This is a genomic window from Pseudonocardia sp. Ae150A_Ps1, from assembly GCF_001932315.1.
In the GTDB taxonomy this organism is placed as follows: domain Bacteria; phylum Actinomycetota; class Actinomycetes; order Mycobacteriales; family Pseudonocardiaceae; genus Pseudonocardia.
The window spans coordinates 1,017,800-1,044,572 of sequence record NZ_MCIJ01000001.1; the positions used below are offsets into that span (position 1 = coordinate 1,017,800).

The window sequence follows — 26,773 nt, forward strand, 5'->3', positions numbered from 1 at the left end:
CCGGGCCGTGCCGTGCCGGGCCGTGCCGTGCCGGGCCGGGCCGGGCTCAGTCGATCTCGTCCGGGTCCAGGCGGACCCGCACGGTCTCCGGTGCCTTCCGCGCGGTCCGCAACGCCTGGGCGTCGTGCAGGGCGGCGGCGAGCCGGCGCCCCGACCGCCGCGGAACCCGAAGCAGCCCCCGTTCCCGGACGTCGTCGCGGTCCGGGCCGGTTCCACCGGGCCGCTCGACCGGGTCGATCTCCACCGGCCCGAGCAGCTCCACCCCCTCCGGCGGGTCCCGGTCCGGGTCGAGGACGGCGTCGCAGATCTCCGCGACCGCGGCGGCCGGTCCCTCGACCGCCGCCATCCGCACCGCGGGCGGGAACCCGACCTCGGCACGCTCGGCCAGCTCGCCCTCGGCGTGCCAGGCCGGGTCCCACCGGACGAGTGCCTGCACGGTCGGGATCGACGAGTCGGCGACGACCACGACCCGGCCGCCGTCGCCGTGCGGGACGACCCCGGCGGCCGCGGCGAACCAGCGGCGCAGGGTCTCCTCCGCGACCCGCAGGTCCGGGCGGGCGAGCATCGCCCACCCGTCCAGCAGCAGCGCGGCGCCGTAGCCGCCCTCGGCGACCGGCTCCGCGCCGGGCGTGGCGACGACGAGCGCGGGGCCGGCCTCGACGTCGTCGAGCACCGCCACGCCACCACCGGACGTCCGCACGGGCACACCCGGGAAAGCACGGCCCAGCTCCTCGGCGGTCCGGCCCGCGCCGATCACCCCGGCCCGCAGCCGCCGGGACGCGCAGTTGCCGCACCGGAAGGAGGTCTCGACCCGCCCACACCAGCGGCAGGACGGCAGCCCGGACGAGCCGTCGTCGCCACGGGCGCCGCCCGGGCCGGGCCGCGGGAGTCCCAGCGGCCCCGCGCAGTGCCGGCACCGTGCCGCCTCCCGGCAGGACGCGCAGGCCAGGAACGGCAGGTAGCCCGAGCGCGGCACCTGGACCAGCACCGGGCGCCCGGCGGCCAGCGCGGTCCGGGCGGCCTCGAACGCCACCCCCGGGACCCGCGCCGCCCGGGCCGCCGGGTCGCGCACGAGCTGGGTGTCGGACTCGCCGATCGCGGTGACCCGCGGCGCCCGGGCACGGACGGTGGCCCGGTCGGCGACGACGGCCTGTGCCCACCCGGACTCGACGAGCAGCTGGGCCTCCGCGGTGCGGGCGAACCCGGCGACCAGCACCGCCGCGCCCTCCCGGTGGGCGCGCAGCACGAGAACGTCCCGGACCTGCGGGTACGGCGCGCGGGGCTCGGAGTGGGAGTCGTCGCCGTCGTCCCAGACCGCCAGCAGGCCGAGCTCACCGAGCGGCGCGAACGCCGCCGACCGCGTCCCGACGACCACCCGGACGCTCCCCCGGCGCACCGCCAGCCACCGGCGGTAGCGCTCGGCAGGGCCGAGGTCCGCCGAGAGCGCGACGACGGCGTCGTCACCGAGCTGCGCCGCGCAGGCGGCGTGCAGCCGGTCGACGTCGCGCTGGTCGGGCACCACCAGCAGCGCCGAGCGGCCGGCCGTGCGGCACGCCGCGGCGGCCTCGGCGAGCCGGGCGGCCCAGTCCTCGCCGGGCAGCGCCTGCCAGACGGCGTGCGCGGCCCGGCCGCCGGCCAGCGCGTCGAGCAGGGCCCCGCCGCGGGGGTAGGTCTCCCAGCCGGCCCGGCCGGGCGCGGCGGGCTCGGGCACGGTCCGCTCCCGCGGCGTCTCCGACTCCACGCGCGCGTGCCGGGCGGGGATCGCGAGCCGCAGGACGTCGGCGAACACCCCCGCGTAGCGGTCGGCGACGGCGCGGGCCAGGCCGGCCACCTCCGGTGTCAGCACCGGCTCGGCGGACACCACCTTGTCCACCCAGGCGAGCTTCCCGCCGTGCGCGGAGTCCTCGACCCGTTCCAGCAGGTACCCGTCGAGCATCCGGCCCGCGAAACGCACACGCACCCGCACGCCGGGTACCGCGGCGTCGTCGAGGTGTGACGGGACCCGGTAGTCGAAGGGGCGGTCCAGGTGCGGCAGCGGGACGTCGACGGCGACCCGCGCGACCGGCATCGCGGCAGCCGCTGTCCACTCGCCGCGGTTCCTCGCGGGGCGCCGGGCCGGCGACCCACCCGTGCGGGCGGTGCGGGGCGTCGCGGGAGAACTCACGCGGTGGGTCTACCACGCGGCACCGACCGGCCCCGGACACGCCCGTGGCCGGGCCCGCGCGATGCGGACCCGGCCACGGGGTGGTGCGGGGTGCTCAGGCCCCGACGGCCGACTTGAGCGCGTCGGCGCGGGAGGTGTCCTCCCACGGCAGCTCGACGTCGGTCCGGCCGAAGTGGCCGTACGCGGCGGTCGGCGTGTAGATCGGCCGCAGCAGCTTGAGGTCGCGGATGATCGCGGCCGGACGGAGGTCGAAGACCTCCTCGATCGCCTTCTGGATCTTCGCCGGGTCGACGTTCTCGGTGCCGAACGTCTCGACGAACAGCCCGACCGGGGCGGCCTTGCCGATCGCGTAGGCGACCTGCACCTCGATGCGGCCGGCGAGACCGGCGGCGACGGCGTTCTTCGCCACCCAGCGCATCGCGTACGCGGCGGAGCGGTCGACCTTCGACGGGTCCTTGCCGGAGAAGGCGCCACCACCGTGGCGGGCCATGCCGCCGTAGGTGTCGACGATGATCTTCCGGCCGGTGAGGCCCGCGTCACCCATCGGGCCGCCCAGGACGAACCGGCCGGTCGGGTTGACGAGCAGCTTCGGCTCGGCCGGGTCCCAGCCCAGGGCCTCGACCTCGGGGTTCACGACGTGCTTGCGGATGTCGGGGGCCAGCATGCCGTCGAGGTCGACGTCCGCGGCGTGCTGCGAGGACAGCACGACCGTGTCGAGGCGGGCCGGCTTGTCACCCTCGTAGTCGATGGTGACCTGGGTCTTCCCGTCGGCACGCAGGTAGGGCAGCGTGCCGTTCTTGCGGACCTCGGTCAGTCGGCGGGACAGCCGGTGCGCCAGCGCGATCGGCAGCGGCATCAGCTCGGGGGTGTCCTCGCAGGCGTACCCGAACATCAGGCCCTGGTCGCCAGCGCCCTGCTTGGCGATCTCGTCCTCGGCGGACTCGACGCGCTTCTCGTAGGCGGTGTCCACGCCCTGCGCGATGTCCGGGGACTGCGCACCGATGGCGATGTTCACGCCACAGGACGCGCCGTCGAAGCCCTTCGCCGACGAGTCGTAGCCGATCTCGAGGATCCGGTCCCGCACCAGCTGCGGGATCTCGACGTAGGCGTTGGTCGTGACCTCACCGGCGACGTGCACCTGTCCGGTCGTGACCATGGTCTCGACGGCCACGCGGCTGCTCGGGTCCTGCGCGAGCATCGCGTCGAGAACTGTGTCGCTGATCGCGTCACAGATCTTGTCGGGGTGGCCCTCGGTGACCGACTCACTCGTGAACAGACGGCGGCTCGTGTTCGACACGCGCTGTATCTCCATCCCGTTGGGGGTACTGCGTTCACTCCGGCGCGGCGAAGACGCCGCGCACGCCAGGGACGCGTCCATGATCGGAACGCCCTCCGACCGGTAACCCTAGTCCAGATTTCGGCTCCCCACGGGGTAGCGGAGGGGGACCTCACATACGGAGCGTGTTCGACAGCGGGTCGCCAACTACCCGCTGTCGCCGGATGGGGTGATTGACCGTCGCCGTCACGAATCGATCGGGCGTCGGCTCGTTGGTCGTGTCGAGGCACCCGCACACCGGCGGGAGCGGCACGGGACCAGACGGAACGGCGGGTCCGCCGTCCGCCGTCGGCACGGAGGTTGAACCACGATGAAGCCGAACTCGCGACGGATCGCCGCCGTCGTCGGCGCCCTTGCGGTGACCGGCGTCACCGCGGTCGGTGTGATCGCCGGCACCGCGACCGCGGCCGGCACCGGCACCTGCACGTCGAGCGTCAACGTGCGCTCGGAGCCCTCGGAGACCGCACCGATCGTCGGTGTCTGCGAGCGCGGCAAGAGCACCTCGATCGGTGAGACGGAGGACGGCTTCGTCGAGCTCCCCGAGTTCGGCGGGTGGGCCGTCGCGGACTACGTCTCGACCTCGGGCTCGTCGTCCCCGCGGACCGGCACCTCCGAGGACTCGCTCACGCCGAGCAGCTCGGAGCGGTCGGCCTCGCCGACGACCAGCAGCAGCCCGCGCTCGTCGTCCTCCGACGACGAGGGGTCGGCCGACCGGAGCGGCTCGCCGTCGGAGTCCTCGGACTCCACCGGGTCCTCGCGCACCTCCGAGCGGTCGGCGTCGCCGTCCTCGGAGCGCAGCGCGACGCCGGCCGAGTCGTTCTTCTCGGACGACGACGACTGAGTCGACCCACCAGCGACGACGGCCCCGCCCCGGAGCGATCCGGGTGCGGGGCCGTCGTCGTCGGAGCGGTGCGGTGCGGGGCGGTGGCTCAGAGCAGGCGCGGGGTGACCGCGTCCCAGATGCGGGAGGCCAGCAACGCCTTGGAGCCCATCGGGAGCTCCTCCTCGCCGCCGTCGCGGGCGAGCAGCCAGCCCGCGTTGTCCGGGGTCTCGAAGGCCTTGCCCTCACCGACCGCGTTGACCACCAGCAGGTCGCAGCCCTTGCGGGCGAGCTTCGCGCGGCCGTGGTGCAGGACGTCGCCGTCGGCGTCGCCGGTCTCGGCGGCGAACCCGACGATCACCTGGCCGGGCCGCGGGGTGTCGTGCACCAGGCCAGCGAGGATGTCGGGGTTCTGCACCAGACGCAGCGGCGGCGGCTCGGCGCTCCCGCGCTTGATCTTGTCGGCGGCGGTGTCGACCGGCCGGAAGTCGGCGACGGCGGCCGCCATCACGACCGCGTCGGCGTCGGCTGCGGCCGACCGCACGGCGGCCTCCATGGCCCCGGCGGACCCGGCGGGCACGACCTCGACGCCGGCCGGCGCGACGAGATCGGCGGTGTGCCCGGCGACGAGGGTGACCCGCGCGCCACGCTGGGCCGCCACCCGGGCCAGGGCCCAGCCCTGCCGCCCGGACGACCGGTTGCCCAGGTAGCGGACCGGATCGAGGTTCTCGCGGGTGCCACCGGCGCTCACGACGACGTGCCTACCCGCGAGATCACGGGGCAGCGCGTCGGGGCGCTCGAGCAGCAGCCGGGCGAGATCGAAGATCTCCGCCGGGTCGGGGAGCCGCCCCTTGCCGGTGTCGGCACCGGTCAGCCTGCCGGACTCGGGCTCCAGGACGACGGTGCCCCGGGACCGCAGCAGGGCCACGTTGTCCCGGGTGGCGGGGTGCTCCCACATCTCCGTGTGCATGGCCGGGGCGAGCAGCACCGGACATCGTGCGGTGAGCAGTGACGCGGTGAGCAGGTCGTCGGACCGGCCGTGCGCGAGGCGGGCCATCAGGTCCGCGGTGGCAGGCGCGACGACGACGAGATCGGCCCGCTGCCCCAGCGCGACGTGCGGGACCTCGTGCACGTCGGTGAACACACCGGTCGCGACCGGGCGCCCGGACAGCGCCTCGAACGTGGCCGCGCCGACGAACTCCAGCGCCGACTCGGTGGGGACCACGCGCACGGCGTGACCGGACTCGGTCAGCCGGCGCAGCAGCTCCGCGCTCTTGTAGGCGGCGATGCCGCCCGAGACGCCGAGCAGGACCTCCGGTGCCGTCTCGGGCATGGGTGGCTCTTACTCGCCCTCGGTGTGCTCGAGCATGCCGGCCTGGATCTCGCGCATGGCGATGGACAGCGGCTTCTCGCGGGCACCCGGCTCGACGAGCGGGCCGACGTACTCCAGCAGGCCCTCGCCGAGCTGGGAGTAATACTCGTTGATCTGCCGGGCGCGCTTGGCCGCGTAGATGACCAGCGCGTACTTCGAGCTGACCTGGCCCAGCAGGTCGTCGATCGGCGGGTTGGTGATGCCCTCGGGGGCGGTGATGCCGGCGGTCGGCGTGCTCACAGAGAAGCTCCTGGAGAAGAGAGTGGTCCGGTGACGCCGTGGGACGTGCTCACGCCGCGTCTCGGTCGACCGCCAATGCTACCAACCGGCGGATCACGGCCTGCAGGTCGTCGTTCACGACGACCTCGTCGAACTCGTCCTGCGCGTCCATCTCCTCGATGGCGGTCCGCAGCCGGCGTTCCCGTTGCTCGGTGGTGTCGGTGCCGCGGTCGGTGAGCCGGCGGGCCAGCTCCTCCATCGACGGCGGCGCGACGAACACGGTGACGCACTCGGGCAGCACCCGCTTCACCGAGCGGGCGCCCTGCAGGTCGACCTCGACCAGCACCGGGCGCCCGCCGCCGAGTGCCTGCTCGACCGGCACCCGTGGCGTGCCGGAGCGCTGCAGCCCGCCGTGCACCTCGGCCCACTCGAGCAGGTCACCGCGCTCGATCAGCGCGTCGAACGTCTCGCGGGTGACGAAGTGGTAGTCACGGCCGTCGACCTCACCCGGCCGGGCCGGGCGGGTCGTCGCGGACACGCTGAACAGCAGCTCCGGCAGCGCCTCGCGCAGGCCCGCGACCACGCTGCTCTTCCCCACGCCGGACGGCCCGGCCAGCACGAGCAGGCGGCCACGGGCCGGCCGGTCGTCCTCACCGGGGGGCGCGGTCGGCACGTCGGAGGAAGGTCCGGTCACGGGATGCGCCGGATCAGCTCGGGTAGCGCTCGAGGAGCGCCTTGCGCTGGCGGTCGCCGAGGCCACGCAGGCGACGGCTGCTCGCGATCTCCAGCTCCTCCATGATCTGCTGCGCGCGGACCTTGCCCACGTTCGGCAGGGCCTCGAGGAGCGCGGAGACCTTCATCTTGCCGAGGACCTCGTCGGTCTCGGCCTTCTTGAGCACCTCCTCCAGGGTGGTGCCCCCGCGCTTCAGGCGGTCCTTCAGCTCGGCCCGGGCCCGGCGGGCGGCCGCGGCCTTCTCCAGCGCTGCGGCGCGCTGTTCCTCGGTCAGCTGGGGAAAGGCCACGGTGTTCCTCCGTACGTACGTTTTCCGTGTCGTGCTGTGTTCTCGTCGCCGCCGCGGGGCGGCGACCGGGCGGTGGGACACCGACCCGTCCGGGGGACACCCCCGGATCCGAATCGAACGTACCCACGCCCTCCACAGCACCGTCAATGGGGGTCCCACCACCGGTTTCGCCGTCCCCGGGGTGATCATCGGCACGCTCTGTGACGCTTCTCGCGGTGCCGTCCGGCTCCCCCGGACGACGGGTCGGCGCAACGCACTCCCCCGGCCGGCCGAACCCGGCCCGCGGGGCTGCGCCCGAACGCCCGCCGGGTGCGCCCAGGACGCCGGCCGGGCGCGGGACACCCACGGCGCCCGGCCGGTCGGCACCGCGCCGGGTCGCCCACCGACGCGGAGGTGTCGTCCGGCTCGGGAGCGCCCGGGTCCCGGGCCCGGTACGGGCCGTGGGGCCCGCGACGGCCTGTGCTCGGGCCCCGGACGCCCTGCACGGTGCCGGGAGCGCCGGTGGGCCGCTCAGCGCGATTCGGCGCGCCTCCGGCGGCTCAGCGCGATCCGGCGCGCCCCCGGCCCGCTCAGTGCGATCCGGCGCGCGCCGAGGCCAGCTCCTCCCCCAGCGTCCGTGCCGCGTCCTGCAGCGCCACCGGATCCGGACCGGCCCGCAGGACCGACCGTGCGGCGACCGGCAGGACCGGACCGGCGGTCCCGGCGAACCGGGCGACGACGTCGGCGGGGCTCGCGCCCTGCGCGCCGAGCCCGGGCACCAGCACCGGCCCGTTCACCCCGGACAGGTCCAGGCCGTGCTCCCGGGTCCCGCCGACGACGACGCCGACGTCCCCGCACGCCCCGGCCCCGGCCCTGGAGTTGCGGACACCGGCCGCGTCGACGACGGCCTGGGCGACCGTGCCGCCCCCGGGAGCGGTCGCCAGCTGCACCGGCGCCCCCTCCGGGTTGGAGGTGCGCGCCAGCACGAACACGCCGCGCCCGGCCTCCGCCGCCGCGACGAACGCCGGCTCCAGCGAGTCGAACCCGAGGTAGGGCGACAGGGTGAGCGCGTCCGCGCCGAGCGGGGCGCCGACCCGCAGGTAGGCGTCCGCGTAGCCGTCCATCGTGGACCCGATGTCACCGCGCTTGGCGTCGAGCAGGGTGAGTGTCGGTGTCCCGGCGAACCCCGCCAGCAGCCGTTCCAGGACCGCGACACCCGCCGCGCCGTGCCGCTCGAAGAACGCCGCCTGCGGCTTCACGACCGCGACCGTCCCGGCGAACCCGGCCAGGCAGGCGTCGGCGAAGGACGCCAGCCCGTCGGCGTCGTCGGTCAGGCCCCACTGCGCGAGCAGCGCCGGGTGCGGGTCGATCCCCGCGCACAGCGGCCCGTGCGACGCGACGGCGTCGACGAGCCGCTGCCCGAACCCGGTCACTCGCCGGTCCGCAGGGCGGCGTGCGCCTGCTGCAGCGACCGCACGCCGAGCCCGCCGGAGGCGAGCGCCTCGATGCCCTGCACCGCCGCAGCGGCCCCCTGCACGGTGGTGACGCACGGGACACCGCGGGACACCGCGGCGGCCCGGATCTCGTAGCCGTCGACGCGCGGGCCCGGGTTCCCGACCGGGGTGTTGACGATCAGGTCGACGTCGCCCGCGAGGATCGTGTCGACGATCGTCGGGTTCTCCTTGCTCGACCCCTCCGAGTGCTTGCGCACCACGGTGACCTCGATCCCGTTGCGGCGCAGCATCTCCGCCGTACCCTCGGTGGCGAGCACCTCGAAGCCGATGTCGGCGAGGCGACGCACCGGGAACACCATGGCCCGCTTGTCGCGGTCGGCGATCGAGACGAACACCTTGCCCGAGGTGGGCAGCGAGCCGTAGGCGGCGGCCTGCGACTTCGCGAACGCCCGGCCGAACGCCGAGTCGAAGCCCATGACCTCACCGGTGGACTTCATCTCCGGGCCGAGCAGCGGGTCGACACCCTGGCCCGCGGTGTTGCGGAACCGGTTGAAGGGCAGCACCGCCTCCTTGACCGCCACCGGCGAGTCGGCCGGGAGGGCCCCGCCGTCGCCGTCCGCCGGGAGCAGCCCCTCCGTGCGCAGCTCGGCGATCGTCGCGCCGAGCATGATCCGGGCCGCGGCCTTGGCCAGCGGCACCGAGGTCGCCTTGGACACGAACGGCACGGTCCGCGACGCCCGCGGGTTGGCCTCCAGCACGTAGAGCACGTCACCGTGCAGCGCGTACTGCACGTTGAGCAGGCCCCGGACGCCGACGCCGTGCGCGATCGCCGCGGTCGCCTCCCGCACCTTCACCATCACCGAGGAGCCCAGGGTGATCGGCGGGAGCGTGCACGACGAGTCGCCGGAGTGCACCCCGGCCTCCTCGATGTGCTCCATGACGCCGCCGAGGTAGACGTCCTCGCCGTCGCACAGGGCGTCGACGTCGATCTCGATGGCGTCGTCGAGGAACTTGTCGACCAGCACCGGGCGGTTCGACGAGATCGTGGTGGCGCGGGCGATGTAGCCGGCCAGCGACGACTCGTCGTAGACGATCTCCATGCCGCGCCCGCCGAGGACGTAGGACGGCCGCACCAGCACCGGATAACCGATCCGGGACGCGATCTCCCGGGCACCGTCGAAGCTGGTGGCCATCCCGAACTCCGGCGCGGGCAGGCCCGCCTTCCGGAGCGCCTCGCCGAACTCGCCGCGGTCCTCGGCCAGGTCGATCGCCGCGGCCGACGTCCCGACGACCGGCACCCCGGCCTCGGTGAGCCGCTGCGCCAGCCCGAGCGGCGTCTGGCCGCCGAGCTGGACGATCACACCCGCGACCGTGCCGGACTCCTGCTCGGCGTGCACGACCTCGAGGACGTCCTCGAAGGTCAGCGGCTCGAAGTAGAGACGGTCGGCGGTGTCGTAGTCGGTCGACACCGTCTCCGGGTTGCAGTTGACCATCACGGTCTCGAACCCGGCCTCGCGCAGCGCCATCACCGCGTGCACGCACGAGTAGTCGAACTCGATGCCCTGCCCGATCCGGTTCGGCCCGGAACCGAGGATGAGCACCTTCGGCCGCTCGGTCTGCGGGGCGATCTCCGACTCGGCCGCGGGATCGGTCTCGTAGGCCGAGTAGTGGTACGGGGTCTTCGCGGCGAACTCGGCGGCGCAGGTGTCCACGGTCTTGTAGACCGGCCGGATCCCGAGCCGGTGCCGCAGGCTCCGCACGCCGTCCTCGCCGGCGAACTCGGGCCGGGCGGCGGCGAGCTGCCGGTCGGACAGGCCGTACCGCTTCGCCCGGCGCAGCAGCCCGGCGTCGAGCACCGGGGCCGCCTCCAGCTCGGCGCGGATCTCGCCGAGCAGCGCGATCTGGTCGACGAACCACGGGTCGATCCCGGACGCCTTGGCGACGTCGTCGACCGACTGGCCCGAGCGCAGCGCCCGCTCGACCTCGTAGATGCGGCCGTCGACCGGGGTCGTGTAGGAGGGCTCCCCCTCCGGGTCGGGCGTCGTCCAGAACCCGGCGCGGTCCCGCTCCATCGAGCGCAGCGCCTTGCCCAGCGCCTCGGGGAACGAGCGGCCGAGCGACATGGCCTCGCCGACCGACTTCATGGTCGTGGTCAGCTCGGGGTCGGCGCCGGGAAACTTCTCGAACGCGAACCGCGGGATCTTCACCGCGACGTAGTCCAGCGCGGGCTCGAACGCCGCGAGGGTCTCACCGGTGATGTCGTTGCGGATCTCGTCGAGCGTGTAGCCGACGGCCAGCCGGGCGGCGATCTTCGCGATCGGGAACCCGGTGGCCTTCGACGCCAGCGCCGACGACCGGGACACCCGCGGGTTCATCTCGATCACGACCAGGCGCCCGGTCTCCGGGTGGATCGCGAACTGGATGTTGCAGCCGCCGGTGTCGACCCCGACCGCGCGCAGCACGGCGATGCCGACGTCGCGCATGTGCTGGTACTCGCGGTCGGTCAGCGTCATCGCGGGCGCGACGGTGATCGAGTCACCGGTGTGCACGCCCATCGGGTCGAGGTTCTCGATCGAGCAGACGACGACCACGTTGTCGTGGTGGTCGCGCATGAGCTCGAGCTCGTACTCCTTCCAGCCGAGCACCGACTCCTCGATGAGGACCTCGGTGACCGGGGAGGCGTCGAGCCCGGCACCGGCCAGGCGGTCCAGCTCGTCCGACGAGTGCGCCATGCCCGAGCCGAGCCCGCCCATGGTGAACGACGGCCGGATGACCACCGGCAGCCCGAGCTCGCCCGCGGCGGCCCGGACCTCGTCCATCGAGTGGCAGACCCGGGACCGCGGCACGTCGCCGCCGACCTGGGTGACGATGTCCTTGAACTTCAGCCGGTCCTCGCCGCGCTCGATGGCCTCGACGTCGGCGCCGATCAGCTCGACGCCGTAGCGCTCCAGGACACCGTTCTCGTGCAGGGCGATCGCGGTGTTCAGCGCGGTCTGCCCGCCCAGGGTCGCGAGGATCGCGTCCGGGCGCTCGGTGGCGATGACCTTCTCGACGAACTCGGGGGTGATCGGCTCGACGTAGGTGGCGTCGGCGAACTCCGGGTCGGTCATGATCGTCGCCGGGTTGGAGTTGACCAGCGAGACGCGGATCCCCTCGGCCTGCAGGACCCGGCACGCCTGGGTGCCGGAGTAGTCGAACTCGCAGGCCTGGCCGATGACGATCGGACCGGAGCCGATCACCATCACGTGCTGGATGTCGTCGCGGCGGGGCATCAGCGGTCCTCCTGCCGGGCCTGCTGGTCGTCCTGGTCGGACGAGGTGGTCGGGTCGGCCGGGGGTGGTGGCCAGGGTCGGTCGTCGACGGGGCCGGACCGGCCGGTCACCGGGTCGGCGTCCTCGGACGACCCGCCGGCGGGCGGGTCGGCGTCGTGGCGCAGGGCGTTCTCGACGTCGGAGAACGGTGCGGTGAGGGGGTCCGGGGTGCCGGGCCGCCCCACGGCGGGCATCCGGCCGGTCTCCGGCTCGGGATCCCCGGCCCGGTCCGGCACGGCCCGCGCACCGGCGGGCGGGGTGACCGGGAGCCGGGTGGTGTGGTCGGACCCGTCCGCGGTCCCGGTGTGCGGGCCCTCGGGGCTGCCGGGCTCGATCGGCGCGGCCGGCACCGCGGTGGCGGCCGGACGGTCCGGGTTCAGCTCCACCGACGGGCCCGCCGTCGCCGACGGCGGCGCGGCAGGCGAGGGCTGCGCGGTCTGCCCGGGTGCGGGGGCCGCTGCGCCTCCGGCGCCGGCCCGGGCGTCCGCCTCGGCCTTGTCCTCGGGCAGCACCTCGACCTCCGGGTACGGCGCGGGCTCGACGCCCTCGGGCCGCTGCCCGGCGACGCCGGCGTAGCCGACCGGGTACTCCGCCATCAGCTGCACGAACCGGTCGAACAGGTCCGCGGCGTCGTGCGGGCCGGCTGCGGCCTCCGGGTGGTACTGCACCGAGAACGCCGGGAAGTCCAGCCCGGCCATGCCCTCGACGCAGCCGTCGTTCGGGCAGGTGTGGGTGATCTGCGCGCGGCCGTACGGGGTGTCGAACTCCTCGCCCGCCTCGCCGGCGACGGCGAAGCCGTGGTTCTGCGAGGTGATCGCGACCCGCCCGGTGGCGTGCTCGACGACCGGGATGTTGATGCCGCGGTGGCCGTAGCGCAGCTTGTAGGTGGAGCGGCCCAGCGCGCGGCCGAGGATCTGGTTGCCGAAGCAGATCCCGAACAGCGGGATCCGGCGCTCCAGCACCTGCTTCGCCAGCTCGACCGGGCCGTCGGCGGTGGCGGGGTCACCCGGGCCGTTGGCCAGGAAGAATCCGTCCGGGCGCAGCGACTCGACGGTCTCGATGGTGCTGGAGGCGGGCAGCACGTGCACCTCGATGCCGCGCGCCGCCATCATCCGCGGGGTGTTGAACTTGATCCCGACGTCGAGCGCGGCCACGACGAACCGCTTCTCCCCGACCGCGGGGACCACGCAGGTCTCGGCGGTGGTGACGGCGCCGTAGAGGTCGGCGCCCTCCATCTGCGGGCTCCCCTTCACCCGCTCGACGAGCTCGTCGTCGGGCGCCAGGGCGTCACCGGAGAAGATCCCGGCGCGCATCGCGCCCCGCTCGCGCAGGTGCCGGACCGCGGCGCGGGTGTCGATCCCCGCGACCCCGACGATCCCCTGCCCGCGCAGCGCGTCCTCCAGCGAGCCGGTGGACCGCCAGTTCGACGCCCGCCGGGCGGGGTCGCGCACGACGTAGCCGGCGACCTGGATGCCGGACGACTCGTCGTCGTCGTCGTTCCAGCCGGTGTTGCCGATCTGCGGTGCGGTCTGCAGCACGATCTGACGGTGGTACGACGGATCGGTCAGGGTCTCCTGGTAGCCGGTCATCCCGGTGGTGAAGACGGCCTCGCCGAGCGTCTCCCCGGTGGCGCCGTACGCCTCCCCGCGGAAGATCCGCCCGTCCTCGAGCACCAGTAGCGCGGTCATTCCCGAACCTTCCCGTCCTGCGCCGTGATCCGGCCACGCAGAACCGTCGCGACCACCGCTCCGGGCAGCCGCATTCCCTCGTACGGCGTGTTCGCCGCCTTGCTCGCCAGGTTCGCCCCCCGGACCGTCCACACCGCGTCCGGGTCGACGAGCGCGAACGACGCCGGCTCCCCCTCCGCGATCGGACGGCCCTGGTCGGGCAGTCTCCCGATCTCCGCGGGGCGCTCGGAGAGCACCCGCGCCACGCCGTGCCAGTCCAGCAGACCCGGCTCGACCATGGTCTCGATCAGCACCGACAGCGCCGTCTGCAGGCCCAGCATGCCCGGCTTCGCGGCCTGCCACTCGGTGTCCTTGTACTGCTGCGCGTGCGGGGCGTGGTCGGTGGCGACGACGTCGACCACGCCCTCGGCCAGCGCCTCCCGCATCGCACGGGTGTCGTCCGCGGTGCGCAGCGGCGGGTTCACCTTGTTGACCGGGTCGTAGCTCGACAGCCGGCTGTCGGTGAGCAGCAGGTGGTGCGGGGTGACCTCGGCGGACACCTGCACCCCCTGCGCCTTCGCCGCGCGCAGCACCTCGATGGTGCGGGCGGTCGAGATGTGGCAGACGTGCAGCCGGGCGCCGGCCTCGCGGGCCAGCGCGCAGTCCCGGGCGACGATCGTCTCCTCGGCGGTGGCGGGCCAGCCAGTCAGGCCGAGCCGGGCCGCGGCCGCACCCTCGTGCGCCTGCGCGCCGCCGGTGAGCCGGTGGTCCTCGGCGTGCTGGGCGATCACGACGTCGAGCGCGGAGGCGTACTCCAGTGCCCGGCGCATGATCAGCGGGTCGTTCACGCAGCGGCCGTCGTCGGAGAACATCCGGACGCCGGCCCGCGAGTCGGTCATCGTGCCCAGCTCGGCGAGCTTCTCGCCGCCCAGCCCGACGGTGACGGCGCCGACCGGGTGGACGTCGACCAGCCCGATCTCGGCGCCGCGCCGCCACACGTGCTCGACGACGACGTCGGAGTCGGCGACCGGGTCGGTGTTCGGCATCGCGAACAGCGCGGTGAACCCGCCCAGTGCCGCGGCGCGGCTGCCGGTCTCGATCGTCTCGGACTCCTCGCCACCGGGCTCGCGCAGGTGGACGTGCAGGTCGACGAGCCCCGGCAGCAGGACGGCGCCCTTCGCGTCGAGCACCTCGACGCCGTCGGGGGCGGTCAGGCCGGTCCCGACGGCCGAGACGACACCGTCGGCGACGAGCACGTCGACCGGGTCCTCGCCGTAGGGCCGGGCGTTGGTGATCAGCAGGTCGGTCATTCGGGAGCTCCGGCGAGAAGGTGGTAGAGGACGGCCATCCGCACGTGCACGCCGTTGCGCACCTGGTGCAGCACCGCGGAGGACGGGGCGTCGGCGACCGCGGGGGCGATCTCCATGCCGCGGATCATCGGGCCGGGGTGCAGGACCACGGCGTCGTCGCGCAGGAGCCTCGCGCGGTCCTCGGAGAGCCCGTAGCGCACCGCGTACTCCCGCGAGGACGGGAAGAACCCGCCGTGCATCCGCTCGGCCTGCACGCGCAGCATCATCACCGCGTCCAGCGCGGGCAGCTCCGCGTCCAGCTCGTGCGAGACCCGGCACGGCCAGGACTCGACGCCGGCCGGCAGCAGCGTCGGCGGCGCCACCAGCACGACCTCGGCGCCGAGGGTGGCGAGCAGCAGCACGTTGGACCGCGCGACCCGGGAGTGCAGGACGTCGCCGACGATCGCGACCCGGCGCCCGGCGATGCCGCCCAGCCGGTCCCGCAGCGTCGCGGCGTCGAGCAGCGCCTGGGTGGGGTGCTCGTGGGTGCCGTCGCCGGCGTTGACGATCGCGGTGGGCGTCCCGGTGACCTCGCGGTCGGCGTCGATCCAGTGCGCGAGACGGTGCGCCGCGCCCGACGCCGGGTGCCGGGCCACCACGCAGTCGGCGCCCATCGACGACAGCGTGAGGGCGGTGTCGCGCAACGACTCGCCCTTCGAGACCGACGAGCCGGACGCCGACACGTTCACGGTGTCCGCGCTCATCCACTTGCCGGCGATCTCGAACGACACCCGGGTGCGGGTGGAGTTCTCGTAGAACATCGTGATGACCGTGCGGCCGCGCAGCGTCGGCAGCTTGCGGACCTCGCGGCCCAGCAGGGCCTGCCGCAGCCGGTCCGCGGTGTCAAGCAACGCCGTGGCCTCGCTCGCGTCGAGGTCGGCGGCCGAGAGCAGGTGCCTCACGCGGACTCCCCCTGACCGATCCACACACCGTCGCTGCCGTCGATCTCGGTGAGCGACAGCAGGATCTGCTCCGAGCGCGAGGTCGGGACGTTCTTGCCGACGTAGTCGGCGCGGATCGGCAGCTCGCGGTGCCCGCGGTCGACGAGCACGGCCAGCTGGACGATCCGCGGACGGCCCTCGTCGCGCAGGGCGTCCAGCCCGGCGCGGGTGGTGCGCCCGGACATCAGGACGTCGTCGACGAGCACGACCAGCTTGTCGTCCACACCGCCCTCGGGCATCGCGGTGGACTCCAGTGCGCGGGCCGGGCCGCGCCGCAGGTCGTCGCGGTAGAGGGTGGCGTCGACCGAGCCGACGGCCGGGGCGACGCCGGCGAAGTCGGTGATGGCGGCGGCCAGCCGGTGGGCGAGATGGACCCCGCGGGTCGGGACGCCGAGCAGGACGAGGTCGTCCGGCCGGTCGGTGCCGAACGCGGTCTTCTCGATGATCTGGTGCGCGATGCCCGCGACGGTGCGGGTGACGTCGGCGGCCGAGAGCAGTTCCCTGCCCGGGTCCTGCGCGCCGATGTCCCCGCGGCGGTTCTGCGCCACGAGAGCTTCTCCTTCCCCGCCTCACCGGACGGGTCTTAAAGGACGGTGTTGCACGGCCAACCTAGCAACCGCACCGGTGTGACGCGGCTCCGGCCGATCGGCGTCACAGCGGTGTCCGTCACCCGTCGGAGGTCACGGTCCGGTGACGATCCGCATCGGTCACACCCGCTGTCGCTCCTGTCACTGCGATACCCGGTTCTGCCCTTGCGCACCCACAGGGGCGGGTGGTGCACACGCCCGCCCACACCCAGCGCTACCGCTGACGAGGGATGCGGACTGCCCCGTTCGTGTGGGAAACCGCTCGTCAACCCCCCGAGCAGGGGGTCGAACTTGACCGCGCCGGACCGGACCCGGAAGATTACTCTCCGTATCAATCAGGGAACGTGCAGCGGGCATCGTGCACGGCGCCGCGGCGAGCGCGACGGACGGGGAACCGGACGCGCGAGCAGCCGCCCCGACCGGGAACCACCCACAGGGGCGACGGCAGGGCCACCTGCCGGTGCACCGGCGGTGACGACCGGTGGGGCCGCACGGACCGTAGGAACGAGGGGATCGATGGGCGACTACGCCAAGGCGCTCGGGGGAAAGCTCCGGGCGATCAGGCAGCAGCAGGGGCTGTCGCTGCACGGCGTCGAGCAGAAGTCGGGCGGCCGCTGGAAGGCCGTGGTCGTGGGCTCCTACGAGCGCGGCGACCGTGCCGTGACCGTGCAGAAGCTCGCCGAGCTCGCCGACTTCTACGGCGTGCCGGTGGCCGAGCTGCTGCCGGAGGGCCGGATCCCGTCCGGGAGCGAGCCCGCCACCAAGATCGTGATCAACCTGGAGCGGCTGCAACAGCTCCCCGCGGACAAGGTGGGCCCGCTGGCCCGCTACGCCGCGGCCATCCAGAGCCAGCGCGGCGACTACAACGGCAAGGTGCTCTCCATCCGTGCCGAGGACCTGCGCTCGCTCGCGATCATCTACGACATGTCCCCGGGTGAGCTGACCGACCAGCTCATCGACTGGGGTGTCCTGCCTCCCGAGGCACGCCCCGGGAACCCGGTGGGATGATGGGTCTGCGCCCGGCGCGTCCCAGGGGAAGGGTGACGCGCCCGGCGCCTCCACCGGCGGTGGCGGCCGGTGATCTGCACAGTCTCCCGGCCGCCGCCGACCGGCCCGTACGACGCGAGAGCCCGCATCCCGGTCCGGGGTGCGGGCTCTCGTCGTCGGGGTGTCGCTACAGCGTGGCGCGCAGGTGCTCGGCGATGTCGGAGATCTGCCCGAGGACGCCGTTGACGTAGCGCGGTGAGTCGTCGGTCGACAGCGTCCGCGCCAGCTCGACCGCCTCGGTGATGGCGACCGGGTCGTCGACGTTGTCCACCCACAGGAGCTCGTAGACGCCGATCCGCAGCAGGCCGCGGTCGACCGCCGGCATCCGGTCGACGGTCCAGCCCTCGGCGTGCTCGGCGAGCAGCTGGTCGATCCGCTCGCGGTGCGTCGCGACGCCCTCGACGAGCCGGGCGGCGTACTCCTGGACCGGCGGGGCGTCGTCGGTCTCGCGGCGGGCGGTGAGCACCTCCAAGGGTGCCTCACCGCGCGCCTCGGCCTCGAAGAGGATGTCCAGGGCCCGCTTACGGGCCTTGGTCCGTGCCCGCATCTCAGCTCGTGCGGCCGAGGTACCGGCCGTCCCGGGTGTCGACCTTCACCTTGGTGCCGGTCTCGAGGAACAGCGGGACCTGGATCTCGGCGCCGGTCTCCAGGGTGGCCGGCTTGGTGCCGCCGGTGGAGCGGTCGCCCTGCAGGCCCGGGTCGGTGTGCTCGATGATCAGCTCGACCGAGGTCGGCAGCTCGACGAACAGCGGCTCGCCCTCGTGCAGCGACACCTGGGCCGACGCGTTCTCCAGCAGGTACTTCGCGGCGTCACCGACGGCCTTCGCCGAGATCGGGATCTGGTCGAAGGTGTCGCCGTCCATGAAGACGAAGTCGGAGCCGTCGCGGTACAGGTAGGTCATGTCGCGGCGGTCGACGGTCGCGGTGTCGACCTTGGTCCCGGCGTTGAAGGTCTTGTCGACGACCTTGCCGGACATCACGTTCTTGAGGGTGGTGCGCACGAACGCACCGCCCTTGCCGGGCTTGACGTGCTGGAACGCCGTCACGGTCCACAGCTGGCCCTCGAGGTTCAGCACCAGGCCGTTCTTCAGGTCGTTCGTGGTCGCCACGTGCGCGTTCTCCTGATCGGGTGTCGGGTCCTGCGGTCGGGCACCGCCGACGGCCCGCGCCGGCGCGCCCACGGCCCGGCCGGCGGGGCGGGCGGCGCGTCGCGGGGGACGTCCCGGGTGCCTCGGGCGCACCCTCCCGCGCGGGCGGTGCGCACCTGTGTTGTCAAGGGTACCGGCACGCTGTTCACCTGCCCGTTCCGGGCCGCCTGCCAGGATGTGCCCATGACGGTGCGGGTGGTGGTGGCCGACGACCAGGCCGTGGTGCCTGCGGGGCTGCGGACGGTGCTGGCGGCGGCGCCGGACATCGAGGTCGTCGGCGAGGCGTCCGACGGCGGCGCGGCGGCCGAGCTGGTCGAGTCGCTGACCCCGGACGTGGTGCTCATGGACGTCCGGATGCCCGGCACCGACGGCATCGAGGGCACCCGGCGGATCCGGGCCCTGCGCGACCCCGGCATCCGGGTGCTGGTCGTGACGACGTTCGACCTGGACCGGCACGTGTACGACGCGCTGCGGGCCGGGGCGTCCGGCTTCGTGCTCAAGGACGTCGAGCCGGAGGACCTGCAGGTCGCGGTCCGCACGGTCCACGCGGGCCACGAGCTGTTCGCACCCTCGGTCACCCGGCGCCTGGTCGGGTCGTTCGTGCCCGCCGACCCGGAGCCCGGCGCCGGGCCCGCCGGTGCGCTGACCGAGCGCGAGCGTCAGGTGCTCGGCCTGGTGGCCGCCGGGCTGTCGAACGCCGAGATCGCGGCCCGGCTCGTCCTGGGCGGGACGACGGTCAAGACGCACGTGTCGAACCTGCTCACCAAGCTGGACCTGCGCGACCGGGTGCAGCTGGTGGTGTTCGCCTACGAGCACGGGCTGGTGGGGGCCGCCGGTGACGACGGCTGAGCCGCGCGACGACCGGCCCGGCCCGCTGCCGGGCACCCGGGCCGGCGACGCGGCACTGGCCTCGGCGGTCCTGCTCACCGCGCTGATGGAGGTGCTGTCGACGCGGGTGCCCGGGGCGCCCGTACTCCCCGGCCTGCTCCCCGGGGCGGCCGGCACGGTCGCGGGGACGCTGACCGCGACGGCGCTGGCCGCGATCGTCCTGGTGCGCCGGTACCGGCCGCGCCGGGCGTACGCGCTGGTGGCGATCGTGTCCGTGGTCCAGTTCGCGATGATCGCCACCCCGACGACGTACGTGTGGCCGGTCCTCGCGTTCGCGGTCGCGCGTGCCCCGGGCGCGCCGCCGCCGTGCTGGTGCTCGGCTGGGCCGGGGCGGTCGCCGGGTTCACCGCGGCCGGTGTGCCGATGTTCGGCGACCTCGGCACCGCCGCGGGCGCCGCCGTCGGTGGCGGCCTGGTCATCGCCGTGCTGGTGCTGGCGGGCGGGGCGGCCGGGCGCTACACCCGGGCCGCGGCGCGGCGGGAGGACCGGATCCGGGAGGAGACCGAGCGGGCCCGGCGCTCGGCGGCGCTGCGCACCGAACGGGCCCGGATCGCCGAGGAGATCGGCAGCGGCGTGCTGTCCGGGCTGCACCGGCTGGTCGGGCTGACCCGGCGGTGGGAGCCGGCCGGTGCCGGTGCGGCCGTCCCGGTGGCGTCCGAGGCGGAGCTGCGGGCGCTCCGCGACCAGGCCCGGTCGGTGCTCGCCGCGATGCGGCGGGTGCTGGGGATCCTGCGCTCCCCCGACTCACCCGACCCCGCCGACCCGGCCGGCTCGCCCGGCTCCTCGGACTCCGGGACCGGCTCCTCGGACTCCGGGACCGGCTCACCGGGCCCCGCCGGCCAGGAGCCGCGTGCCCCGGACCGGCGGCGCGGATGGCCGCTGCCGGACCGGGCCGGGCTGGCCGCGCAGGCCGCGTTCCTCGTCGTCGCGCTGCCGGCGGCGGCGCTGCCCGTGCCGCCGTCGCTCGACCCGGATCTCGCACGGTTGCTGGGGACCTTCGGGCTGCCGTTCGAGTCGCTCCCCGGGCTGCTGGTGGTCGCGCTGCAGTTCGCGCTGATCGCCTGGTGGCGCACCGCGCCCGTCCCGGCGGTGCTGATCGCCGGGGTGTGCACGGTCGTCGCCGCCGGGCTCGGTGCCACCAACCTGTTCGCCGACACGTCCTGGCTGCTGCTCGTGTGGGGTGCCGCGGCGTACACCCGGCCCCGGTGGTCCGGGCCCGCCGTCACGGTGTCGACGCTGACCTGGCTGGCCGGTGCGATGACGTTCGGCTACGCGAGCGCGGTCGGCGGCACGGCGTGGCTGCTGTTCGCCTGCCTCGGCACGGTGCCGGTGTGGGTCGCGGGCGTGCTGGTGCGGCGGCACCGGCTGGAGACCGAGCAGCGGCACCGGGACCGCGCGGAGGCCGGTGACCGCGACGCCGTCACCGGGGAGCGGCTGCGGGTCGCCCGCGACCTGCACGACGTCGTCGCCCACCACGTCAGCGCGATCGCGGTGCAGGCCGGGGCGGCACGGATGGCCGCGGACCCCGCCGTCCGCGCGGAGGCCGTCGCGCACGTCGCCGAGTCGGGGCGCCGGGTCGCCGAGGCGTTGCCCGAGCTCGAGGGCCTCACGCCGGACCCGCACGGTGTCCCGCTGGACGCGGCCGGTGTCGCGGAGCTCGTCGGCCCGTCGCGGGTCGCCGGCCTGCCGGTCACCGTCTCCGTCGAGGGCACGCCGCCCGCCGACACCGGCGACGCGGAGCTGTTCGCCCAGCGCATCCTCACCGAGTCGCTGACCAACGCGCTCCGGCACGCGGGCCGGTCCGGGACCCGGGTGCGGGTCGTGCGCCGGGAGCCGGTGCTGGAGGTCGAGATCTCCGACGACGGCCCGGTCCCCGGCCACCGGCCCGACGGCCAGGGCTCCGGCCTGGGCCTGGTCGGCATGCGCGAACGGGTCGAGCTGCTCGGCGGCACGCTGCACGCGGGCCCCGGCGACGGGGCCGGCTGGACGGTGCACGCCGTGCTCCCCCGGGCGCCGCTCGTCCGCGGGGACGAGGCCGCGCCCGCCCCGATCTCGTCCTCCGCGCCGATCCGGAGCGACCCCCTCGCCACCTAGCGTCGGTGCCACCGACGGAGCAGCCGGGAGGGGCGATGACGGACCTGCGTGACGGGACCGACGGCGGGGCGGCGACGAGGGGTGCCGCCCCGCCTCCGGGGACCGGACGGCCGGGCGGCCCGTCGGTCGGCTGGACCGAGCTGCTGGTCGCGGCCCCGCTGTACCTCGTGCTCAGCGGGCTCGCCGGGTTCACCCTGTTCCTGGTGGGCGGCATGGCCGTGCTCGGCGCGGCCGTGCCGTTGCTCGCGCTCACCGGTACCGCCACGCTCCTGACCGCGTTCGCCGTGCTCGCGATCCGGGTGCGGTGGATGCCCGCGATCGGCCTGCGCGCGACGACGGCGCGGTGGCTGCTGGTGGGCGTCGGCGCCGGCCTGGTGGCGCGCGGCCTCGCCTTCGGGGTCGGCTAGGCGTACCAGGAGATCACCGGGGACCTGTCGGACCCGCAGGCGTTCCTGGGCGAGGCACTGGCGGGCGACGACCTGCTCGTCCTCGCCGGAATGATGCTCGCCGGGGCGGTGCTGGTGCCGTTCGCCGAGGAGGTGCTGTTCCGCGGGATCGGCTACGGGGCGCTGCGCCGCTACGGCGTGTGGGTCGCGGCGCCGGCGAGCGCCGCGGTCTTCGCGATCGCGCACGGCGTCAACGTCGTCCTGGTGATCGCGTTCCTGCTCGGCGTGGCCTGCGCGCTGCTCTACGAGCGGAGCCGCTCGATCTGGCCCGCCGTCGTGACGCACGCGGTGTTCAACGCGTCCGGCTTCGCGATCGCGACGCTGCTCCTGTGAGGGGCACCGCTGCGGTGAAGGACACCGCGATGACCCTCGAGATCGACTCCCTGACCAAGCGGTACGGGTCGACCGTCGCGCTCGACGGCGTGACCCTCGACGTCCGCCCGGGCGAGATCCTGGGCTTCGTCGGGTCGAACGGCGCCGGCAAGACGACCACGATGCGGATCGCGCTCGGCGTGCTCGCCGCCGACGCCGGTGAGGTCCGCCTCGGCGGCAGGCCGGTGGACCTCGACGTCCGCCGCACCATCGGCTACATGCCCGAGGAGCGCGGGCTGTACCCGAAGATGAAGGTCGGCGAGCAGCTCGCCTACCTGGCCGAGCTGCACGGCGTCGGCCGGGCCGGCGCGCGGCGGGCCGTGCTCCGCTGGGCCGAACGGCTCGGGGTGGAGTCCCGCCTGGAGAGCACCGTCGACGCGCTCAGCCTCGGCAACCAGCAGCGGGTACAGCTGGCGGCGGCGCTCGTCCACGATCCGGCCGTCCTCGTGCTGGACGAGCCGTTCTCCGGGCTGGACCCGGTGGCCGTCGACGTGATGAGCGAGGTGCTGCAGGAGAAGGCCCGGACGGGGGTGCCGGTGCTGTTCTCCAGCCACCAGCTCGACCTGGTGCAGCGCCTGTGCGACCGGGTCGGGATCATCGCGGCGGGCCGGATGCGGACGGTCGGGACGGTCGCGGCGGTACGCCGCGGCGGCGGGACCCGGCTGGAGGTCCACGCCCCGGCCGCCCCGCCGGGCTGGGCGGACGGCCTGCCCGGCGTCGTCGTCGACCGGTTCGCCGACGGCCGCACCACCCTGCTGCTCGACGACCGTGCGAACGACCAGGACGTCCTCGCCGCCGCGCTCGCCACCGGGCCGGTGCACGGGTTCACCGTCCGCACCCCGTCCCTGACCGATCTCTACCGGGAGGTCGTCGCATGAGGGGCCCGCTGCCCGCGTCCCGGGCCGTCGCGCTGGTCGCCCGTCGTGAGTTCCGCGCCCAGGTCGTGAAGAAGAGCTTCGTGATCAGCAACGTGATCGTGCTGCTGGTCATCGCCGGTGGCATCGTCGCGTTCGCCGTGTTCGGCGGCTCCGGCGACGACCGCCCCGCCGTCGGTGTGGCCGGCCCGCCGGCGCTCGCGGCGACCGTCACCGCGGCCGGCGACCGGCTCGGGCTGCCGGTCGACGTGCGGCCGGTCGGCTCCGCCGACGCCGGGCGCGACGCCGTGCTCGCCGGGGACCTCGACGTCGCAGTGGTCCCCGCCGCCGACGGCGCCGTCGCGATCGTCACCGAGGAGGTGCCCGGACCGGTCCGGGCCGTGCTCGACGCCGCCCTGCAGCAGCAGGCCCGCGACACCGCGCTGACCGGGCTGGGCGTCGACCCGGCCGAGCTCGACCGGAGCACCGCACCGGCGGTGCTCACCGTCGACGCCGCGGACCCGCCCGACCCGGAGGCCGGGCAGCGGACCGCGCTGAGCTTCGTGGCGCTGTTCCTGCTGTTCGGGCAGATCCTCGGGTTCGGCACGTACGTGGCGATGGGCGTGGTCGAGGAGAAGTCGAGCCGCGTCGTCGAGCTGCTGCTGTCCACGATCAAGCCGCTGCACCTGCTGTGGGGGAAGATCGTCGGCATCGGCGCGGTCGGGCTGTTGCAGCTCGCGCTGTACGGCGTCGTCGGGCTGACCGCCGGGCTCGCCACCGGCGTGCTCACGCTGACGGCAACCGCGGTCGGGGTGTTCGCGAGCGTGCTCGGCTGGTTCGTGCTCGGGTTCGCGTTCTACTCGGTCCTCTACGCGGCCGCCGGGTCGATGGTCTCCCGTCAGGAGGACATCAACACGACCACCGGCCCGCTGATGCTGAGCCTGTTCCTGCTCTACGGCGCGGCGTTCTACCACGTGAGCTCGCCGGACGACACGCTGGTCACGGTGCTCTCCTGGATCCCACCGTTCTCGGCGATCCTGATGCCGCTGCGGATCGCCGACGGGTCGGCGACGGTCGTCCAGATCGTCGCGACCGTGCTGCTCATGCTGGCGGCGGTCGCCGCGCTGGCGTGGGCGAGCGCGCGGATCTACCACCGGTCGGTGCTGCGGATCGGCGCGGCGGTCCCGTGGCGGGAGGCGCTGGGCAGGAGCCGCTGATCAGACCTCGACGAGCTCGCGGGGCAGCGTCGTCAACGGCACGGCCGGCCCGCCGGCGACGACGTGCAGCGTGTCCTCGATCCGCACCCCGCCCCGGCCGTCCAGGTAGACCCCAGGCTCGACGGTGACGACCTGACCGGCGGCGATCCGGCCGGTCCCGGCCTTCGACAGCCAGGGCGGCTCGTGCACGGCGAGGCCGACGCCGTGCCCGAGCCCGTGCGGGAACTGCTCGCCGTACCCGGCCTTCTCGATCACCTCGCGGGCGGCGGCGTCGACGGCGGCGACGGACGCGCCGTCGGCCAGCGCGTCCCGCCCGGCCGCGGCGGCCGTGTCGACGAGCGCGTGCAGCTCGCGCTGCCACTCCGCGGCCGGGCCGAGGCAGAACGTGCGGGTCGTGTCGGAGTGGTAGCCGTCCAGCGCCGCCCCGAAGTCGATCTTCACGAGGTCCCCGCGCCGCAGCAGCGTGCTGGTGGGCCGGTGGTGCGGGACGGCCGAGTGCGCCCCCGCGGCCAGGATCGTCTCGAACGACGGCCCGGCCGCACCGAGCCGCCGCATCCGGTCCTCCAGGTCGAGCGCCACCTCCCGCTCGGTGCGGCCGGGTACCAGCCCGCCGGCGTCGAGCAGGTCGCGCAGGGCGGTGTCGGCCAGCTCGCAGGCGGCGCGGATCGCGGCGACCTCGCCGTCGTCCTTGACCGCGCGCAGCCGCCCCGCCAGGCCGGGCGCGCGGCGCAGCAGACGGCCGGGGACGGCGTCGCGGACGGCGGCGAGGCCGTCGACGGTCACGGTCGCCGAGTCGTAGCCGAGCACCCGACCGGCCGGGACCTGCGCCGCCGCGGCGGGCGCGCTCGGCCGGTCGATCACGACGGCGAGGCCCGGGCACTGCTCGGCCGCCTGGATCCGGTAGCGCCCGTCGGTGCAGAGCAGGTCCCCCGCAGGGTCGACGGCCACGACGGCGGCCGCGTTGGACCCGGTGAACCCGGTGAGGTGGCGGACGTCGAGCAGGTCGGTGACCAGCAGCGCGTCCAGCCCGGCGGTGCGCAGGAGCCCGCGCAGCGAGTCACGGCGGTCGGGGTGGCCCATGCGCCCGACCCTATGTCCTAGGGTCACGAGCATGGGCCTGTACTTCCGCCAGCTGCTCTCCGGGCAGGACTACGCCGTGGGCGACCCGGTGGCCACCCAGATGGTCAACTTCTCGTACCTCATCGGGGACACGGGGACGCGGGAGGCCGTCGTCGTCGACCCCGCCTACTCCCCCGACGAGCTGCTGGCCACCCTCGACGCCGACGGCATGCGGCTCACCGGAGTGCTGGCCACCCACCACCACCCCGACCACGTCGGCGGCTCGATGATGGGCTTCGACCTCGTCGGCGTCGCGGACCTGCTGGGGAAGAACCCGGTGCCGATCCACGTGCAGCTCCCGGAGGCCGACTACGTGACCCGGGTGACCGGGCTGTCGGCGACCGACCTAACCGCGCACGACCACGACGACGTCATCGAGGTCGGCGACGTCGCGATCCGGCTGCTGCACACCCCCGGGCACACCCCGGGAAGCCAGTGCTTCCTGGTTCCCGACCCGGAGGGCGGCGACAAGCTCGTCGCCGGCGACACGTTGTTCCTGCAGGGCTGCGGGCGCACCGACTTCCCGGGCGGCGACGCCGCGCAGATGTACCACTCGCTGCAGCAGCTGGCGTCGCTCAAGGGCAACCCGACCGTCTACCCGGGGCACCGCTACTCGGACGCGCCGAGTGCCCCGCTCGACGACGTGCAGCGCACGAACATGGTCTACCGCGCCGGTTCCGCCGAGCAGTTCGTGGCGGCCTTCGGGCAGTGAGCCCCCGCGCGGTCCTGCTGGTCGAGGGGGCCAGCGACGCCGCCGCGAACGAGACCCTCGCCCGCCGGCGCGGCCGCCCGCCGGACGGCGTCGCGATCGTCGTGCTGCACGGTTACACGAACCTCCCGGCGGCGCTGCGAGCGCTCGCCCCGGCGGCCCCGGAGCGGGTCACCGTGCTGTGCGACGCCGGTGCCGAGGCGTGGGTGCAGCGTGCTCTCGTCCCCGGGACGCGCTGCCGGGTCTGCCGCGAGGACCTGGAGGACGAGATGATCCGCGCCCTCGGGGTGGAGCGGGTGCGTGGGCTCGTCGGTGAGCAGGGCGAGCTGCCCGGGCTGCGGACCCTGGAGCGCCAGCCCGCCCAGCGCGGACGGACCTCGGCGCAGCACCTGCACCGGTTCCTCGGGGTGCGGTCCGGGCGCAAGGCCCGCTACGGGGCCGTGCTCGCGGCGGCCCTGGACCTCGCCGCGCTGCCGGAGCCGCTGGGTGCGGCACTGGACGACGTCGGTCTCTGAGAGCCCGCCCCGAGCCGCACCCGCCTCCCCCTGGCCCTGCCACGACCAGGACTTTCGACCCGGTCGGGCGGATCGCCCGAGCGGGATCATCGGCGCCGACGGCGTCCGGCCACCCGCGCCGACGGCCCGGGTGGCAGGACGAC

The 26,773-nt window shown here is 74.7% G+C and carries 24 protein-coding genes and 1 pseudogene; 10 read left to right on the forward strand and 15 right to left on the reverse strand.

Going from position 1 to position 26,773, the window contains the following annotated elements; all coding sequences use genetic code 11:
• Positions 1-46 precede the first annotated feature (46 nt).
• The gene (locus Ae150APs1_RS04395; protein ID WP_170918040.1) at positions 47-2,068 is read right to left on the reverse strand and encodes a primosomal protein N'; all 2,022 of its coding nucleotides are present in this window, start codon (positions 2,066-2,068) and stop codon (positions 47-49) included.
• Positions 2,069-2,258: 190 nt separating this feature from the next.
• Positions 2,259-3,461: a methionine adenosyltransferase gene (gene metK, locus Ae150APs1_RS04400; protein ID WP_010234615.1), complete on the reverse strand. Its 1,203-nt coding sequence runs from the start codon at positions 3,459-3,461 to the stop codon at positions 2,259-2,261.
• A gap of 349 nt (positions 3,462-3,810) precedes the next feature.
• Here metK and Ae150APs1_RS04405 point away from each other — a divergent pair, with 349 nt between their 5' ends.
• Positions 3,811-4,341 carry an SH3 domain-containing protein gene (locus Ae150APs1_RS04405; protein WP_075295962.1) on the forward strand — a complete coding sequence of 177 codons (531 nt, stop codon included), beginning with the start codon at positions 3,811-3,813 and terminating at the stop codon, positions 4,339-4,341.
• 88 nt (positions 4,342-4,429) lie between these two features.
• Here Ae150APs1_RS04405 and coaBC read toward each other — a convergent pair whose 3' ends face one another.
• From coaBC to pyrR, 10 genes and pseudogenes are all read right to left on the reverse strand, one after another.
• On the reverse strand, positions 4,430-5,653 hold the full coding sequence (gene coaBC, locus Ae150APs1_RS04410) for a bifunctional phosphopantothenoylcysteine decarboxylase/phosphopantothenate--cysteine ligase CoaBC (RefSeq protein ID WP_075295964.1): 1,224 nt from the start codon (positions 5,651-5,653) through the stop codon (positions 4,430-4,432).
• A 9-nt stretch (positions 5,654-5,662) separates the two neighbouring features.
• Positions 5,663-5,932: a DNA-directed RNA polymerase subunit omega gene (rpoZ, locus tag Ae150APs1_RS04415; protein WP_010234608.1), complete on the reverse strand. Its 270-nt coding sequence runs from the start codon at positions 5,930-5,932 to the stop codon at positions 5,663-5,665.
• A 49-nt stretch (positions 5,933-5,981) separates the two neighbouring features.
• The gene (gmk, locus tag Ae150APs1_RS04420; RefSeq protein ID WP_010234606.1) at positions 5,982-6,584 is read right to left on the reverse strand and encodes a guanylate kinase; all 603 of its coding nucleotides are present in this window, start codon (positions 6,582-6,584) and stop codon (positions 5,982-5,984) included.
• 34 nt (positions 6,585-6,618) lie between these two features.
• Positions 6,619-6,933 carry an integration host factor, actinobacterial type gene (mihF, locus tag Ae150APs1_RS04425; protein WP_075295966.1) on the reverse strand — a complete coding sequence of 105 codons (315 nt, stop codon included), beginning with the start codon at positions 6,931-6,933 and terminating at the stop codon, positions 6,619-6,621.
• Positions 6,934-7,502: 569 nt separating this feature from the next.
• On the reverse strand, positions 7,503-8,345 hold the full coding sequence (gene pyrF, locus Ae150APs1_RS04430; protein ID WP_075295968.1) for an orotidine-5'-phosphate decarboxylase: 843 nt from the start codon (positions 8,343-8,345) through the stop codon (positions 7,503-7,505).
• Positions 8,342-11,638, reverse strand: a complete 3,297-nt coding sequence (gene carB / locus Ae150APs1_RS04435; RefSeq protein ID WP_075295970.1) for a carbamoyl-phosphate synthase large subunit — start codon at positions 11,636-11,638, stop codon at positions 8,342-8,344. The genes pyrF and carB overlap by 4 nt, the downstream gene beginning before the upstream one ends.
• Before the next feature lie 626 nt (positions 11,639-12,264).
• A pseudogene (gene carA / locus Ae150APs1_RS33290) lies at positions 12,265-13,365 on the reverse strand (glutamine-hydrolyzing carbamoyl-phosphate synthase small subunit); the annotation flags it as partial.
• A complete protein-coding gene (locus tag Ae150APs1_RS04445; RefSeq protein ID WP_075295972.1) occupies positions 13,362-14,654 on the reverse strand; it encodes a dihydroorotase in 1,293 nt (430 codons plus the stop codon). The gene Ae150APs1_RS04445 and the pseudogene carA, both read right to left, overlap by 4 nt.
• Entirely contained in the window at positions 14,651-15,595 is a 945-nt protein-coding gene (locus Ae150APs1_RS04450; RefSeq protein ID WP_075295974.1) for an aspartate carbamoyltransferase catalytic subunit, read from the reverse strand. Before Ae150APs1_RS04450 ends, Ae150APs1_RS04445 begins: the two co-directional genes overlap by 4 nt.
• Positions 15,592-16,182 carry a bifunctional pyr operon transcriptional regulator/uracil phosphoribosyltransferase PyrR gene (gene pyrR / locus Ae150APs1_RS04455; RefSeq protein ID WP_075295976.1) on the reverse strand — a complete coding sequence of 197 codons (591 nt, stop codon included), beginning with the start codon at positions 16,180-16,182 and terminating at the stop codon, positions 15,592-15,594. The genes Ae150APs1_RS04450 and pyrR overlap by 4 nt, the downstream gene beginning before the upstream one ends.
• Before the next feature lie 555 nt (positions 16,183-16,737).
• On the opposite strand from pyrR, the gene Ae150APs1_RS04460 reads away from it, so the two are divergent.
• Complete coding sequence (locus Ae150APs1_RS04460; protein ID WP_010227097.1) at positions 16,738-17,229, forward strand: transcriptional regulator; 492 nt, start codon at positions 16,738-16,740, stop codon at positions 17,227-17,229.
• A 166-nt stretch (positions 17,230-17,395) separates the two neighbouring features.
• Here the strand turns inward: Ae150APs1_RS04460 and nusB are convergent, their stop codons facing one another.
• The gene (gene nusB / locus Ae150APs1_RS04465) at positions 17,396-17,815 is read right to left on the reverse strand and encodes a transcription antitermination factor NusB (RefSeq protein WP_075295978.1); all 420 of its coding nucleotides are present in this window, start codon (positions 17,813-17,815) and stop codon (positions 17,396-17,398) included.
• A 1-nt stretch (position 17,816) separates the two neighbouring features.
• A complete protein-coding gene (gene efp / locus Ae150APs1_RS04470; protein ID WP_060576593.1) occupies positions 17,817-18,377 on the reverse strand; it encodes an elongation factor P in 561 nt (186 codons plus the stop codon).
• Positions 18,378-18,599: 222 nt separating this feature from the next.
• Here efp and Ae150APs1_RS04475 point away from each other — a divergent pair, with 222 nt between their 5' ends.
• The 6 genes from Ae150APs1_RS04475 (at position 18,600) to Ae150APs1_RS04500 (ending at position 24,287) form a co-directional block, all read left to right on the forward strand.
• Complete coding sequence (locus tag Ae150APs1_RS04475) at positions 18,600-19,265, forward strand: response regulator transcription factor (protein WP_075295980.1); 666 nt, start codon at positions 18,600-18,602, stop codon at positions 19,263-19,265.
• Between the two features lie 345 nt (positions 19,266-19,610).
• Positions 19,611-21,398, forward strand: a complete 1,788-nt coding sequence (locus Ae150APs1_RS04480) for a histidine kinase (RefSeq protein WP_075295982.1) — start codon at positions 19,611-19,613, stop codon at positions 21,396-21,398.
• A 35-nt stretch (positions 21,399-21,433) separates the two neighbouring features.
• The gene (locus tag Ae150APs1_RS04485; RefSeq protein ID WP_075295984.1) at positions 21,434-21,805 is read left to right on the forward strand and encodes a hypothetical protein; all 372 of its coding nucleotides are present in this window, start codon (positions 21,434-21,436) and stop codon (positions 21,803-21,805) included.
• Positions 21,806-21,895: 90 nt separating this feature from the next.
• Positions 21,896-22,177, forward strand: a complete 282-nt coding sequence (locus Ae150APs1_RS04490) for a CPBP family intramembrane glutamic endopeptidase (protein WP_075295986.1) — start codon at positions 21,896-21,898, stop codon at positions 22,175-22,177.
• A 29-nt stretch (positions 22,178-22,206) separates the two neighbouring features.
• Positions 22,207-23,094 carry an ATP-binding cassette domain-containing protein gene (locus Ae150APs1_RS04495; protein WP_010229231.1) on the forward strand — a complete coding sequence of 296 codons (888 nt, stop codon included), beginning with the start codon at positions 22,207-22,209 and terminating at the stop codon, positions 23,092-23,094.
• The gene (locus tag Ae150APs1_RS04500) at positions 23,091-24,287 is read left to right on the forward strand and encodes an ABC transporter permease (RefSeq protein ID WP_075295988.1); all 1,197 of its coding nucleotides are present in this window, start codon (positions 23,091-23,093) and stop codon (positions 24,285-24,287) included. Before Ae150APs1_RS04495 ends, Ae150APs1_RS04500 begins: the two co-directional genes overlap by 4 nt.
• Here Ae150APs1_RS04500 and Ae150APs1_RS04505 read toward each other — a convergent pair whose 3' ends face one another.
• A complete protein-coding gene (locus tag Ae150APs1_RS04505) occupies positions 24,288-25,367 on the reverse strand; it encodes an aminopeptidase P family protein (RefSeq protein ID WP_075295990.1) in 1,080 nt (359 codons plus the stop codon).
• 31 nt (positions 25,368-25,398) lie between these two features.
• Between Ae150APs1_RS04505 and Ae150APs1_RS04510 the strand changes: the two genes are divergently transcribed.
• Both Ae150APs1_RS04510 and Ae150APs1_RS04515 read left to right on the forward strand, forming a co-directional pair.
• Positions 25,399-26,118 (forward strand): MBL fold metallo-hydrolase, encoded by a 720-nt coding sequence (locus tag Ae150APs1_RS04510; protein ID WP_075295992.1) that lies wholly within the window; start codon positions 25,399-25,401, stop codon positions 26,116-26,118.
• Positions 26,115-26,630 carry a hypothetical protein gene (locus tag Ae150APs1_RS04515; RefSeq protein WP_075295994.1) on the forward strand — a complete coding sequence of 172 codons (516 nt, stop codon included), beginning with the start codon at positions 26,115-26,117 and terminating at the stop codon, positions 26,628-26,630. The genes Ae150APs1_RS04510 and Ae150APs1_RS04515 overlap by 4 nt, the downstream gene beginning before the upstream one ends.
• The last annotated feature ends 143 nt before the right edge of the window (positions 26,631-26,773 follow it).